Source organism: Parasalinivibrio latis (assembly GCF_036825535.1).
In the GTDB taxonomy this organism is placed as follows: Bacteria; Pseudomonadota; Gammaproteobacteria; order Enterobacterales; family Vibrionaceae; genus Parasalinivibrio; species Parasalinivibrio latis.
Genome location: NZ_CP098813.1, coordinates 420,953 through 437,090 on the forward strand (window position 1 = coordinate 420,953; position 16,138 = coordinate 437,090).

The 16,138-nt window shown below is 49.0% G+C and carries 6 protein-coding genes; all 6 read right to left on the reverse strand.

Annotated elements, in window-relative coordinates:
• Window positions 1-169: 169 nt before the first annotated feature.
• Window positions 170-577, reverse strand: a complete 408-nt coding sequence (locus NF212_RS19050) for a hypothetical protein (protein ID WP_434362360.1) — start codon at window positions 575-577, stop codon at window positions 170-172.
• On the reverse strand, window positions 574-924 hold the full coding sequence (locus tag NF212_RS19055) for a scabin-related ADP-ribosyltransferase (RefSeq protein WP_434362361.1): 351 nt from the start codon (window positions 922-924) through the stop codon (window positions 574-576). The genes NF212_RS19050 and NF212_RS19055 overlap by 4 nt, the downstream gene beginning before the upstream one ends.
• A 303-nt stretch (window positions 925-1,227) precedes the next feature.
• Window positions 1,228-1,749, reverse strand: coding sequence for a hypothetical protein (locus NF212_RS19060; protein WP_434362362.1), 522 nt, complete (start codon window positions 1,747-1,749; stop codon window positions 1,228-1,230).
• 317 nt (window positions 1,750-2,066) lie between these two features.
• Window positions 2,067-2,561: a DUF4265 domain-containing protein gene (locus tag NF212_RS19065; protein WP_434362364.1), complete on the reverse strand. Its 495-nt coding sequence runs from the start codon at window positions 2,559-2,561 to the stop codon at window positions 2,067-2,069.
• Window positions 2,562-3,052: 491 nt separating this feature from the next.
• Window positions 3,053-3,799, reverse strand: coding sequence for a hypothetical protein (locus tag NF212_RS19070; RefSeq protein WP_434362365.1), 747 nt, complete (start codon window positions 3,797-3,799; stop codon window positions 3,053-3,055).
• A 12-nt stretch (window positions 3,800-3,811) separates the two neighbouring features.
• Window positions 3,812-15,349: a SpvB/TcaC N-terminal domain-containing protein gene (locus NF212_RS19075; protein WP_434362366.1), complete on the reverse strand. Its 11,538-nt coding sequence runs from the start codon at window positions 15,347-15,349 to the stop codon at window positions 3,812-3,814.
• Between the last annotated feature and the right edge of the window lie 789 nt (window positions 15,350-16,138).

A 16,138-nucleotide genomic window follows, 5' to 3' on the forward strand; every position in this document is an offset into this window, starting at 1 on the left:
CCTGATGCTTGTGCTGCATGAAATTAAAATGCCGCTTCGATTTCTTCTGCTAATTCAAAGGTTGAGCGCCAAATCCAATATTCCCTCTTGGTTAGATGTTTAGCAAAGAGGAAAAGACACTCTCCTTCTTAGAGTGTCTGTCCCTGTTATTACCTGTTATTTACCCCTGCTATTTTAATGACTTGGCCCACCTATCAAAGTGCTGCTCTTGCTCAACGACAGTTCCAACTGTGTCGATAGGTGTATAGTCAAAGATATCAACAAGATTCTCCATCCGTGCTTGCGAGCCTAATTGCAAAAGATACGCCTTTCGCCCTCGCCCCATACTTCTCGACATTCCTGATGGGCACACATCAATTCTCGAGCCATTACATAGCAGTTTGACGTTCAAGCCCTCAAAGTAGACTCTGAGCAACTTTAAGCTTTTAAAAAGGTCTTCCCCCGTAAACTCTCTTTTTTGCCCATCTCTATCTAGGAGGTAAATTGTGGCACTGCTAGAGGGCTCGAAGAATATTTTGATGTCACCCTCCACTCCCTCAGTGTCACAAGTTTTTATTAGCTTTTCTTCTAAATTCATGGTTTGTACTCTGGGTTTAGAATAGACACATTACCCTGTGTAACCGCCCGAATATCTGACGGTTCAACACCACCTGGAATTGCAATTTCCAATTCATCAGGGAACGGACTTTGCGATCCAAGTGTAGCGTTAACATCGACTCCATTTTGGGGCCTAACAACATATACGTTTTCGTTAAAACTTGATGCTACATCTGCTGATTTGGACGTTGAAACATAATTGTTTGGAGGTGATGTATTGTCCAGCGCATGAGCTAATAGATCAGTACTATCACCTCGAGCTTCAAAGCCATTGCTCGAACGCCTTGGCGTTGAACCACTCTTTTGGTTGAAAACCACATCGAACATCGAGGCCGGTAACGTTGTCGGTACTGAAACCTCGATTAAGGCTGCCTTGCATTTTCTTAAGCGTATAAGAGCTTCAGGCGTCCGTTTACCCGATAGCTAATCTACTCTTTTCTATCTATTTTCTTGTTATCAGGCCATTGCCTGATGCTTGTGCTGCATGAAATTCAAATGCCGCTTCGATTTCTTCTGCTAATTCAAAGGTTGAGCGCTAAATCCAATATTCCCTCATGGTTAGACGTTTAGCAAAGAGGAAGAGACACTCTCCTTCTTAGAGTGTCTGTCCCTTTTATTATTAAGAAATCATTAATCATTTCCACCCATGCCATGGCATTTATCTGATCCCATAGCCCATTGCTCTACAGCTTCAGCAGTTTCTGATTGTGTCGTGCTTGTATAAAAATCAATTTTAATATTTCCGTCATCAACCCTAAAAACATCCGCTGCTAGCAAGTACAGTCCACCTTCAGATTGAAAAGCTGTATCAGTATGATGCTGTTGAAAGGTTACTTCCGCTTTGTCGCCATTGACAACATGAATTCTTACGTTGTTGGTGACTTTATTATAATGGGATGTAGTGAAATTCGAAGTTGGATGTTGTTCCCAGCCAGAAGGTATGCAGTCTGAAATTTTCTTTTCTATATTTTTTGTAGCACTTTCAAAAGTAGTATTAAACTCTTTGCTGTAAACCAAGGCAAGACTAGAAAATATCCCAGTATCTTGCTGCATTAATTCAATATAATGTGCTCTATTTTCAGGAACAGTAAACATTGAACTGGTACATGCCGTGAGGGTTAATGCCCCGGCAACAATTGGTATTTTTTTCACCATTAACTCCATTTAACATTTAATTTGCGCACTCTGCACGTATTTCCAATCAGCATTAACCAAAGAGTAAAATAACGTAAGACGCCCGTTTACTCGATAGCTAACCCACTCATTTATCTCTATTTTCTTGTTATCAGGCCATCGCCTGATGCTTGTACTGCGTGAAACTCAAATGCAGCTTCGGTTTCTTCGGATAATTCAAAGATTGGACGCCAAACGATCAATATTTCCTCTGGGTTAGACGTTTGACGAAGAGGTGAAGACACTCTTCTTCTTAGAGTGTCTGTCCCTGTTATTTATTTCCTTTTATTTTAAATTCAATTAACAGTTTTAATATCATCAGGATCACAATAATGGCCCTCTTCAAATTCCCAAATACCTAAATCTTCTATCTTTTGCATAGTATTGTACACATCAATAATGTTAGAACTTGGGGGGACATCTATTGCATATAGCCTTTTACTATTCGCAGATGAACCTTCAAACGTACATCCAAGAGCCATTAGCTCTTTCCAATTTTCCAAAAAATAATCGTGATTTTTCCCATTGGGAATACGAATTCTATATGTTGAATGCCCAGACCGAGATAAAATTTTGTCAAATTCAAGTACTCCATCAATAGTCTTCACAATAAACTCATCACAAAAGCTTATCCCAAAGGCATAAAACGGGGAATTGTCCAAGACATATACATTATGCCCTGCTGGCTTTGCATACATCACTTCTACCTCAGACTTTCCTTCTTCGATAGGAAATCTAATTTTTTCCCTTTTACTCATAATAAAGCCTAGTTTTTCTCTTTGGGTTGCCATTCATCCGGATTTTTAGAGCCTTTTGATCTGTTACATGTTCGACAAGATTGTCCTTCATTTTTAAATACAGGGACAGACACTTTAAGAAATCACAACCCCGTGATGTTAAGCGTGGACAGATTTCTTCCACGTTACCGCCATTGCTCGAACGCCGTGGCGTTTAACCACTCCTTTGGTTGAATACCACATCGAACATCGAGGCCGGTAACATTGTTGGTACTGAAACCTCGATTAAGGCAGCCTTGCCTTTTCTTAAACGTAGGAGAACATCAGGCGTCCGTTTACCCGATAGCTAATCCACTAATTTATCTCTATTTTCTTGTTATCAGGACTTTGCCTGATGCTTCTTCTGCATGAAACTCAAATGCAATTTCGATTTCTTCGGATAATTCGAAGATTAAGCGCCAAACATCCAATATTCCCTCTTGGTTAGACATTAAGCGAAGAGGTGAAGACACTCTTCTTAGAGTGTCTGTCCCTGTTATTTTTTGCTACTCATACACAACACCAAAATAGTCATTAATACAAACCATTAGACCTATGGCCTTGTCCAGTTGCATAGGTAACTCATCCCTGTTAGATATATATATATTAGAGTCAACGCAGAAAAAATTAGAGAAATTAATTCGAGCTCCATTATACAGGCATGCTGATACTGAAAGATATTTTCCATAACCACCAAGAGAAAACGACAACTCCTTTATAAGCTTTGGATTATCGTCTGACAAGTATCTGACATCATTTGACCTCCCCGGTGACAAACTCAATAAATCACCTAATTTTCTGTCAACTAAAACGCGACTTAGCAACGCGGAATCAACATCTCTTACTCTATTATTTTCTACGCCAGCCCTATCATCTTCCAATTGAAAGGCTAAAAGAATTTTCGAACGATATATATTCTCCAATGCAAAACTTGGCCTTGAGCCCGGAACCATATTAATCTTTGTTCCTTCTGGCGCATTATCCAAAACATCTAACAACCAACCAGCGTAAAACCTTTGATTGATCTGCGAATCAAATTCACCCAAAGCAGCTTTAATGTCAGAAGAAGTCATCAAACTAGGAGGCGTTGAACCTCCTGTTTGAGCTAAGTATCTCTCGCATGCGTCAAGCTGTTCGATAAAAAAGTTCAAATCCAAACCAAAGGAATAGTCAAAAGGGTAACTAAAGCGCTCAAACCCTTCTTCCATTGAGCTTATAGCTTTTATCAAACGCTCGATTCTTTCTTTTTCCATGATCTCAATATTCTAATTTGCTGGCACTGGTTGAGGCTGTGGAGCCGAAGGATTTCGTGGTTTTGGTGCGGGCCTCAGCCTCGCTCCTCCCATTATAGTGACAGTGTCGGAAAGTGCATTCAATGCACGTTCTTGTGCCTGTTCAGGATGTTCTGTCAAACTGTAGTAGACGAATCCTTGAGGCACCCCTTTTGCATCACCAGCATAAATATTGACGTTGTAGTACACACCAGAATCTTTATCTCTAATTTCTCCAATTGTGATTGGGCCTCCACCAGCAAGCCCCGGTACCTTAGAAGTAGCATCGCCTCGCTGAAGATTTTCTGGAGAAAGCGCAATATACCCATCAATTTGAGCCTCGTCTCGCACTTGCATGTCAGGTCTACTGACGTGAGTGACTGGCTTGAGTTCTAGAACATCACCATCAGGAAACACTGCGTCTGGTCTGAGGTTGCTATCAATGTCGAGACCAAAGAAATCTCTCAAAATAGCCCACGCTGAGGTATCTGTCCGAACACTCCCCCCATAAAACCTTGCGAGGTAATCGGAAAACTTCGCGTGGGCTTGCATACCATTATGAGCAGTATAAGGGAATCCCTCATCTCCTTCGGTATACAGCCCTGTAGGATCAGTTAATCGGATAGGGTTGTTATATGCATATGTAAACAAACTCAAGTTATGGCTGTTGTACACACCACTGTTAGGCGCTCCCTCCAAATACTCCCCAAGTATCGGATCTGGGCTCTGCCATACACTCGTCCGCGGGTCGTAGTAACGCGCACCGAAGTAATACAGCCCTGTCGTCTCATCGAGCTCTTTACCCGTGAAGTAGTATGGCGTTAGCTGGGTATTGCTCTTCTCGTGAACCCAGGTTTCACCGAATGGGAAGTACTCAAGGTGCTCGTATACTTCTCCGTCGATATCTGTGATGTAGCTGGAACTGCCAAGGTGATCGCCATGGTAGTAGAATTGTTTGGCTTCAAAGTTGATGGAGCCATTACCGCCACCTGAACCACCGCCACCATTGCCGTTACCACCCGGATCAAGTCCCGCATCGACCATTGCTTGATAAAGCGCAGCTTCTGCAGCTTCCAGATTGCTTTGGGCCACTTTCAGTGAGTCGTGTGCCGCTTTCTTATCCCGGCCCTTCGCTGCTTTGAACGCATCAAGTGATTGGTCATAAGCCGCTTGTGCCGCTTCTACCGCCGCCTGCGCATCCAGCACTTCCTGTGGCAGCTCTTCCGTTGTGGTATCGGTTGTTGTGCCATCCGTTGATGTGTCTGTGGTGGTCTCTGTCGAGGTAGTTGACGTACTGTCAGTACCCGTCACCAAGGTGGAGCTTTCGTTTTCCATCACTCGGGTGTGAATGCGCTGGCTACCGGCGTAGTAGTGCTTGGTGGCCACTTTGCCAGCACGTACCACCAGATACGCATTGATGTAGCGCGTTTCACCCTGACTGGTGGATTTGATAACTCGCTCTCCGCCAGCATCATAAATGTAGGTGCTGGTGTGGCCGTTATCGGTCACGGTGCGGATACGGTTTTCTTCATCCCAGACGATGTCTCGGCGTGTGCCGTTGTCATCGTTTGTCCAGCCTGTCTGGTTACCGTTGGCGTCGTAACTAAAGGTACGGTTACCAATATTACTGGCGGCATGAGGCTGCGCAGAGCCTGCGTAGTCGTATTGCCAGTCGTAGCTGGTACCTTGCAGAGCATTCCAGCCCGTACCATCTAACGGCAAGCGTTCATGCAGTTGGTTCTTCGCTGTAATGTTGTGGATGCTGTCATAGCTCATCGAGAGGCTGTAGCGCTCTTGATGTCCCTGACGAGATGTCCAGTCACCACTTGCACTGACGAGCTGATGCAGGTTGTCATACGCGAAGCTCTGGCTGGTTTCCCCGCCGAAGAGATTGCTGTCCAACGGCACACTGGCTGCATTGCTGACGCTCAGGATGTTACTCATGGCGTCATACTGGTAGCTGTTGTCCTGGAAGGTACGGTTGCTGTTGGTCGCGGTTAATGCATCCAGTCGACGACGCTCTGCTTCATAGCTGTACGTCATGGCGGTGTCATTGCCGAACTGCATGTATACACGTTGACCAAACTTGTCATACGTCAGCGCTTTGAGCGGCGCGTAGGTGTATTCACCTTTGGTACTGCTCATGGCGTTCAGGCTGCCGCCGCTGTCGTACTCGTGGACCAACACCTCGCCATCCGGATAGGTCAGCTCACGCAGACGATTCCAGCTGTCATAGCGGTAACTGGTCTGGTAGGTCTTCGGTGCGCTGCCCGTCAGCGTCGTCACCGTGCGTTTGGTGTGGATGATTTCACCCAATGCGCCGTATTTGTAGTACTCGGTGCCAGACGCATCACTGACCCGTGCCAGACGGCCTGCGGTGTTATCGGCAGCACCTGGTTCACCGTAGTAGTAGTTAACATTGTTGACCGCATTGATTGGGTAAGTGATACCCGCCAGTCGCTCAAAGTCGTAGGCGTAGCTTATCGCCATGCCCTGTGCGCTCAGATTGGCCGTGATCTTCTGCACCACATTGCTGGCGTTGTCGTACACACTTTCGGTCAAACCCATATCTGGGCTGTCGATATGAGTGCGGCGGCCTGCCAAGTCGTAAATCACACGGGTGACATTGTTCAGATCGTCCGTCACGCTCAGCAATTCATTCACCGCGCTGTATTGGTAGCTGGTGAGAATGTTGGCGTGTCCACCAATCGGGTTGTGTTGTGCGACCGTTGTGATACGTCCACGCACGTCTTTGTAGGTTTCAGACTCGTTACCGTTGGCATCAATGCTTTGGTGCTCAAACTGCATGGCACCGCTGCGGTCACTGCCAAAGCCGTAGGCATTGGTCAGGGTGTTGCCATCCGGCAGGGTCGTCACCAACACACGGTTCAACACGTCGTAGGACTTACGGGTTGGATTAACCGAGTCGTACTGGCTATTGAAGGTGCCAGGTGTACCAACCGCTTCTTCAACCGGATACCACTGTGCAATGTCTCGGCCAAAGGCGTCGAAATGCACGCGGCCGGACGCCACCATCATCGGCGTGCCCTGACCGGTCTGCCCATTGTCGATTTCTATGTCTTTTTTGGTCTGGATAACACGCATCAGACCATCGACGAAGGTCACGGTATCGATGGTGTCAGACTTGCCTTCATCGAAGTGCGCAGTGGTCGCATACGGCACAGTGGCATCCGGGAAGTAGGCAAAATCAATGGTCGTTACACCGTTTTCAATCTCATACGGGGCAGCGACGGTCTCGATACGACCTTTGGCATCAAGGGTGAAATGGATTTGCTGGGCATTGGTGTCGGTGTTGCTCAGTGCCGCACCAAAGCGATAGTCGTAGGTGCTGGATGAGGTATAACCGAAGCTGTCGCTCACGCTCGCCACATAGGTTTGCACCGCATCGTCCATCACGTAGCTCAGGACATAGCGCTCACCTTTGTAGTTTTCAGGGCGGGTGACAGTTTCAAGGTTACCGTAGATGTCGTAACTGATATCGGTCGTCAGCGCGGTGGTTGCATCGGCGTAAACCCGCACCTGTTCCACACTGCCCTGCGCATTGATATCGGCTTCGCGCTGGCGAAGCACGTTGCCTGCCGCATCGCGCAACACAATCGATCTCGGCGCAGACACAATCCAGTCACTGACGTTCTCGTGGTAAACCACAGTCGCAGTCCAGTCGTCAGATGTCCCGACATCACCGTGATCGGTTTGCACCACCACGTTTCCGTAGTCATCGTACTGGTAGTCGATGCGGGTTTGCTTCTCAGCAGTGTCTGTCCCTTCGTAGAAGAGGGTTTGCGTGGTCACCAGTTGCGGGAAGGCAGAAGTAAAGTCGTTTTCTTTGCCTGCCGCATCCAGAACCGCGCCACTGAACACGTCTTCGGTCTGGTAGCTGTTAACGGTTTCGGTGTAGGTATTACCGCTGCCGTCTTTCATCACGCTGTAGCGTGCCAGCCCTTTTTCGTAGTAGTTGTCGTTGATGTAGTCCGTCGACACATAACGGTAGATAGCATCACCGTTGGTGGTATCCAACTCCAGCGTGGTGACGTTGGCAAAGCCATAGAAATCACGCTCACGACGGTCGTGATGACCGTTCGAATACACGAAGCGCTGTTTCATGGTATCCGCACCATCGCCGGCAAAGCCATCGTGGGTAACCACATTGCTCAGCACCCAGCGGTTTTGCGGCATATCGAAGGTGTTACCTTCACGGTGATAATCGACAGTGAAGCTCGCCCCCAACGGACGCTGAACCGATTTCAGCAGGTTGGTGCGGCCAATGGTGCTCTTCTTCACGCGCAGATCGGTTTCTGCGGTGGATTGCAGTACGTCTGGGTAGCCGTCGCCGTTAACGTCGTTAAGCGAGTAGTTTTCCTGCGATTCACCATCTGATGCGAACGCGCCCGCATTCATACAGATTTTCATCACAATAAACGGTGGCACTAATGGGATACAGACAGTGAACGAGCCGTTGATTGACGTGGACTCACTGCTGCTGACCTGAATTTCATTCGCGCCGGTCCAGTTTGTCCAGCCCGCGAAACTGCCGCCTTTGTTGATACGGACCTGGATGTCTGAGCCAGTAAATTTGACCTCATCCAGCAAGCCATCGCCGTTGACGTCGTAAAGCGTGTGCAGTTGGTGGGTTTCATTGGCGTTTTTACTGATACCGACCTTGATACTGGTCGCGCCGATATTGATACCCAAACCGCCGCCCTGGGCTTCACTTTCCCCTTCTTTGACCTGGGCAAATCCCCAGTTTTCGGGGTCTGCAAATGTATAGCCCAGGTTGATTTGCGCGGTACCGTTGTCGTAAACGCGGTCAGGTAATCCATCGGCATTGATATCACGCCAACTGACATTGGCATGGTCGGTAGACTTACCGCTGGTGCCAGAAATGCCCGCGCCAGGCATGGTCGTGTTGGCTTCAATAAATGCTTCTTTGAAGGTCTTGGTGGTCTGGTTGTTGGCAGCACCGCTACTACCAAAGCTGAAGTTGCCGCCTAAGGTGACGCCTTTGTTTTCAGACTGGGACGTACTTGGGTGACCCAAGCCGTTATTTTTAACGCCAGACTCAAGCGCACCCAGCATATCGGTGTACTGCACCTGCGATTGGCCGATGATGTCCGGGTAGCGGTCGCCGTTCATATCGCTGAAATCTGTCAGAATGCGGATATCCTGATCGGTTTCACTGTAACTGCCGCTGGCGCCGAAACCACCAATAGGCACACCACCGCCGATGGAGTAACCACTGTAGGAAAGCTCAGTCAGCTTGTTAATGGCGCGAATAGCCTGACTGCCATCCGTGCCAGTTGGAATCGCACTTGAAGGGGCATATTCATCTTCACCAAAACGCGAGCTCGACATTTTGGCAGCATCAAGCAACGAGAGTTCGTCATAGCCACGCCATGCATCGACCTGGGCAATTGGCAACATCATGATGAAAATACTGTTGGTTGGGTCGTACGCGTTGTCTGCCAGGTTGTTCTGGTCAATGTTGTCGAGATCTGGTGGCGAATTGAGCGCATCGGTCAGAGCATCATCAAGCTTAAGCTCTGACTCAATAATGGGCTGATCTGCGCGAGTACCGTTGCCGTTGTAAACGAACTGTCCCCAACCACGGTATTCAGGACCGAAAATGAAGGTGTATGAGTAGGTGTAAATGCCTGCATTCCAAGCCGAAACGACACCTTGATTGTCGATTTCTACACCCGCATCCAGCATCAGTAAATCAGCGATTGCTGGCGTGTCTGTGTGGTATTCGATGAACAGCACATCGCCCATCAATACATCGAGTGAGATGTCCGTTGGCGCAGCACTCAAATTACCGTTTGTCACTTCAAACTTCTGTTTCGCCAGAAGCTCATTTTCCTTTTTCACCGTAAAGGTGACATTGCCGGATTCCGCGCCCAATGGTGCGGTAATGACAGGAGTGACCAGCACAGTACCATCAGCGTCTGCTACCCAGCGTTCTGTCACACGGCTGGTTTCATTGAAGATGTTTAGCGACGCCACCGTTTTGAATGCGAGGACAGCCGAGCCGTCCTGAATCTGGTCATTGGTGGTTGGGTCATCAGCAGAAATGTAGGTCGCTACTGGCTCCCAATCAAAGCCAGCCCAATCCACGTTGGAGTCAGCGTCTATTTCAAAGCGGTATGTGTCACCAGCAGCAACGTCTAACGTCAGGTTGATAGTCTGCTGCGCAGCAGCAAGACCGTAGTTAGTTTCCCAGACTGTGGTATTGGTGGAGGTGGTTCCATCAAAGGTAATTTTGACTACTTTTGCCGTCACATTGTCGCTGGTAAGTGGCTTGGTCAAGGTGCCACTGATTTGTACGGTGCCATCAATTGGCATGCCCAAATCACCGCCAGCCAATACATAGTCATCGGTTACCGAAGCGCTATACACAGGCAAACCGTTGGCATCGGTTTCTGCCACTTTATCGGTGTAGGTAATGACCGGAGCCCATGCAACTTCATCGTAGTTACCGTCGAAAATCGACTGAACGCGGAAGTAGAGGCGGTCACCTTTGCTGACACTCACCGCATTGACACCTGTCGGTATTTTTACACCGTAGTCGTCGGCATCAATCGTAGTCGCCCAAAGCTCTGACGCCGCGTGCTGAATAGCAACGCGCACCCCGTCTGCCTGAGTATAAGCCTGACGATCTGCACTGGTGTCTTCTACAAGATTGACAGGCGCGTTGATGCTGACGACGCCGTCATAAGGGGCTTTCCACGTACGCACGGTGTCGTGCAGTGGGTTTTCCGCTTCAAAATTCGCCAATTCATTCGGGTCGGTTTCAAACCAACCGTCTGTGACCAAAGAACCCGATTCATTCACTGGGTTAGGTGTATTTGCACTCGACAGGACAAAGTGCGGTACGGTGGCGTTCGTACGCTGGTTGTACAGAACACGTCCGTTTGCCACGATGTCTGTTAAACCATCGCCATTCACGTCACTGAAGTAGATATCGTTGACGGTAGTGCCACCACCACTGGTGATTCCCAAATCGCCGCTGAAGCTACAGGCACCAATCACCGCTTGGAATCCAGAGTTCTTATTCTTTCCTTTATCGTGATAAAACGCGCTTGCCGAGCCAGTAAATGCCTGGAAGGAGGCAAAGCTTTCACCCTCACCGGGGCCGGACAGGTTTTTCTGATAACCAATCACACCACCGCTAATCAGCACTTTGTCGGCGAGACCATCTCCATCAATGTCTGACATCGCAAGGATGCCGTCGCTTTCTGACTTACTGAATCCACGCTGGAAGCCAATGGTCATTGACTTACAAGCCATATTTCCGTCGAAAATACCGAAACTGACACCAAAGTGGGCACCACTACTGTCACCCACAGTGCCACTCAGCGAGCTGGCACCATTACCCGCAAAGGAGTCTGCTGCGGTCGCAGCCAGGCCTTCAACCGTGGCTTCTGGAGAAAGATCCTGGTCGGCAAGTTGGGTATCACTGCTTTGAGCAGACATGGCAGCGTTTGCCAGTTGTGCATTTAGTGCGTCGATATCACCTGATGAGGTTTGGGTCGACCCATCTGCTGACGCGATTGGCAGGGAGGAGTCCACATCTGCTACTGGCGTAAAGCCTGAATTTGCCAGCGTGTTGTTTGCCGCAGGTTTCAGTGCTGAGGGTTCAATCAGGTCGCCCGACGAGGATTGCGAGCTGTCGTAGAGGAAGTTACCCCACTGACGGTAAAGCTGTTTGTTGGCATCGTCACTGTCGAGATGCAGACCCGCCGTGGCATCTACGCCCAACTCCACCACTGACACACTCGGTGTCCAGGTATTTAAAACAGTTTGGTCAACATCCTGAGAGACGTGATATTCAAAATAGACAGGCTCGCCCGCGGTAACATCCAGCGCCACTGTATTGAAGCTGTTGCCCGCGGAAAGATCCAACGTTTCTTTCGCCAGCGTCTGGTTGTTGCCCTTTGCGGTAAAGGTTACTGTGCCAAATGCAGGTAGACCTGCTGGCAGGTTTGGCTGAAGCGTCATGGTGCCGCTTTCGCTTGCTACCACGCTGCTTTCAACGGCGTAGCCGTAAAGTCCCATGTCAGGGTTTAGGGCGTAATCAAAGCGCGGCGTACCGTCGTTCAGGTAGAGCATGTCAGCGGTAATATCGCTGTCGTTGGCTGACACGTAATGGATATTCAGCTCACCCGACAGTCCCGCCCAATCCACGTTAGTGTCACTGCTGATCACCAAACGCAGATTATCGTTCGCGGTGACGGCAATATTACCAACGGCAAGGGTACTGGCCGTCAGGTTATCGCCTGCGGCATAGCTTTGCTGCCACACCACAGACTCGCTGCCGTTTGCAGCAGTTTTCACCACGGTGGCAGTAAGATTGTCGGAAGTCGCAGGCTTCGTCAGCGTGCCACTGACCGCAACAGTGCCGCTAAATGGCGCGACTAATTGGGTGCTGTTTGAAGAAACAAAATCAGAAGAAGATTGGTAAACGTTCAGTCTCAATGCGTTGGCATCAAGCGCGTCAGAAGCGCGGTCGATGTAGCGGACTTTCGGATCCCACATCACCTGATCGTTCGCGCCATCTTCCAATGAATTCACACGGAACATCACCAGATCACCTTCATTCACCGCAACCGAGTCCAGTGCCATTGGGGATTTGGCGGTGTAATCATTTGCCGCGATTTGTGTGGCCCAAAGCTCACTGTTTTGGTGCTGAACCGACACGCGGACACCGTCGCTGCCGCTGTAATCACCTGAACCTGCCACCAGTGACACCGGCGCATCCACTTTCACTGTGCCCGTGAAAGGCGCTTTCCAAACACGCACGCTATCGAGATTGGCAAAGGCATTCGCCACGTTGCTGCTGTCGGTGAACACAAAGCCGTTTTGCGCATCACCAGAGCTGAGGAAAATCTTGTCGAGGTAAACCAGATCCGCAATGCCATCACCGTTGACGTCGGTTACTGACAATCGCGCATTCTGGCCTGCAATCATTTCAGGCGACACTTTACACTCGCCGCTCACGGTGTAGAACGCCTCCAGTGCAGATACCATCAGTTGCGCTGCGCCATAGCTTAATGAACCATCAGAGCCAACAGAGGCTGCTCGGTAGCTGATGCCACCTGAGTCGACACTAAGCTTATCGACCAAACCATCGCCGTTGATGTCTGCCATCGCCAGCAGGGTTGGCGCCGTGTTTACGTAACACGCTTGGGTGCCATCGGCATTCAGAGTGGTTGATGACGATGTGGTTTCCGTTGCGCCAGCGTCAGCTTGTTGCAGGCTGGTTGACTCGACGGTACGGGTGCTCAGGCCATCTGCCATGTCATGGACATCACTCATGGTCCACGCTTGCGACGCAGTGAACGGCTGATAATTGCCATTGGCATCACGCACATCGTCGTAATAGCTCAGTGAGTGGGTATTGAACAGTTGTCCGTTGGCATCAAATTGTTGGATAGACGCCAGCAGGGTTTTGTGGAATGCACCTTCGGTATAGTTGAACGCATAAGAGCGAACAGCCTGTCCCTGGAAGCTGATATCAATTTTGCGCAACAGGTCGGCGGTGACACGCTTAAAGCCGGTGCGCGCGTCGATCATCACGTCCTGGCGACGGCTTTCAGACAGGTCGCGGTCGCGGGTAAAGTCGACAGAATATGCGCCTGCTGTACTGTTAAATCCGGTGTAGTCGATGGACTTGATATAAAGCTGCTGACCCTGAACTCCGCCTGTGCCGTTACCAATACCGGCATCGAACACTTTTTCGTAGTTGTAGGTGACCGTGTTGCCATAGGTGTCTATGGTTTTCACCAGCGCCCAGTCAGAGATATTGCCGTCGGTCGTTGCCAGCGTTGCAGCGGTGAGCATGCTGGTGCCATCACCACCGAAGAAGTGACGGGTACCGTTTTTGTTGGTCACTTCCCACCAGTAATTGGTCGGGCTGGTGCCGTGGCGGATAATGCGGTTGAAGCTGCCTTCCACACGTGGGTAGAAACGTTTTTCACTGGTACGGGCAACCGGTGTGGCTCGGTGAGCCACCGGTGCCAGTTGTTCACCGGCAAAGAGGTAAGTCTCGGTTTCTGTCGCACCGTCATAGCGCGGTACACCCCAGCGGGTATCCAGTGAAACCGTAGGCAAGCTGAGGTTCCAGCCCATACCCATCCAGCCATTGCCCGCGGCAGAGCTGTAACTCACCTGCAGTTGTGGCGCCATTCCCTGACGGCCGCCCGGCAATTCGATCGGGTAACTGGTACGGGCGTCACCCATGGCATTGGCTTTAGGTGCCTGAATCAGATTGATCGACGCGCCCGGATTGGCCGCTTTCATATCTTTGAGCTGGGTAGTACCGAACGCCTGTGTTTCCGGTGAATCTGGTGTTTGGATAACGGCGTTGATCATGTCAGTAAAGTGGTCGGTTTTAGAGATGATCACACCATCTTTGGTCACCACTTCATTACGCGCCAACTGCACCCAACGGTTGGTTTCATCGTCATAGAAAAAGGTGTGAACGTCGCTCTCTGAATACCCTTCCGGGATCTTGCTCTTGTCATAGCCGAGCGTCAGTTCGTTTTCCTGATTGAACTTGATACCGTGAGGCAGGAATCGGTAAGCTGCGGCATCACCGCGTGTGACGTTCACCATGCCTTGGTCAAGCGCCGGAATATCACGCTCTTCCAGCGTGAAGACTTCGATATCACGCTCCGCTGACAACGAGGTTTTCAGTACATTGAGTGACGCATCTTCGAAGCCGACGATGGTGTCGTTGTCTGTGGTAGCAAGGTTCCGCGCATAACTGCGCTCCGGCAAAGTGTTCTCGCCTTTTATCGCTTTCACACCGGCGGCGGTGATCATTACGCCTTGGTCACTGACGCTTTCTTTTGGTGCAAACGCAAGCGTCTGGTTGAGTACTTTCCCGCTTTCCAGTACAGCTTCAACCGTGATGCTCTCACCTTCCACTGCCAACAGCGTTTCAAAACTGCCATCAACGGTTTGTATCACTTTGTCACCCATCTGGAAGATGACTGATTCATTACCCTCACCTTGGACAAAACCACGCAGGTACGCATGTCCCTGATAGCGAAGTTCTGGCTGTGGTTCAAACACATGCAGAGAGGATTTAGAAGTGGTGGTATTATTCAGCTCGAATGACAGGTGCAGGTTTTCAACCTGATATTTGAGGTGGGAATCCGAGAGTGCGAAAGGGGTAAAACGCACACGGTTTTTGCCCGCTCTCAGCCAATCAGTATCGATAGGCTCGCTCACTACGGCATTGCCCGCAGGATCAGCATGAATCAACAGCCCCCCCTGGGAAAAGCTGTCGTTAACCATCCGAATCGCACTGGCTGCACCGGAAAGCCCCTTCACTTTATAATGCAGAGTGGCGGCTTTTATCTGCTCGGGATGATAAGGAATAAGAATATCAAACTGATTATCGTGTTTCGCATCACGGTATTTGCCCGGTGCGGCACCCAACAGGGCTTTATCATTTATCGATGCAACAGAGCCCTTTCCATGCGGAATGCTGATAGGTGCGGAAAGCAACCCCGAAGTTAATTGTTGGTTACCCGTAGTGTTGAAACGTATTTCGGATACAGGGGCCGGATTTGAATCGAGAGGAACAAACTGAAGGCGTAAGGCTGTTGATGAAAATGGTGAAACCGGGAGCAGACTATTCCATTGTTTTGCGGGGAGTAATCTCAGGTCTATACCGCTTAGCGATGGAATTTTAGTCCAAATATTGTTTATTTTTTTCTCAACAGTGAGCAAATAGTCTGAATTACCGTAAATTTGGACATCAGATATTAATGAATCAGCATAAAAAAAACGTTCAACCAGTAACGTCGATGAATTTTCATAACCTGTATGTAGCAAGCCATCAAATATTTTTGATTGTTCTGGATATATCCCGTCTAAATTCTGAAGGAAATTTGGAGACTGCGAGAGACGAAATCCTGCCTGCTCCGCTGTTAGATATTCTTGACTTTCTGTCGTTGATAATTGTGCAATGTTTTGAATAGCGAGAGCACTATTTGAAAAAAACATTGTGCAGATCAATACAGATGCCAACAGGTGCCTAACATTGCGTTTCATGCTGTCCATGGCCAACCATTCCATTAATATTATTGATTTTTATTCTCATCCAAGTAAGGAAGCATGAGGACACTTTTCTGCTTCAAACCTTGTGATGACGCATTGAAATGGATGTTAAAAAATTAGACAGCCTTAATCACTCTTAAATATAGGTAATATATGTCCTGTCTTAAAACAAATACACAAAATCTCATATATGGAGCATGTGCAACATAATAAAATATGGGAATTTAACAATTA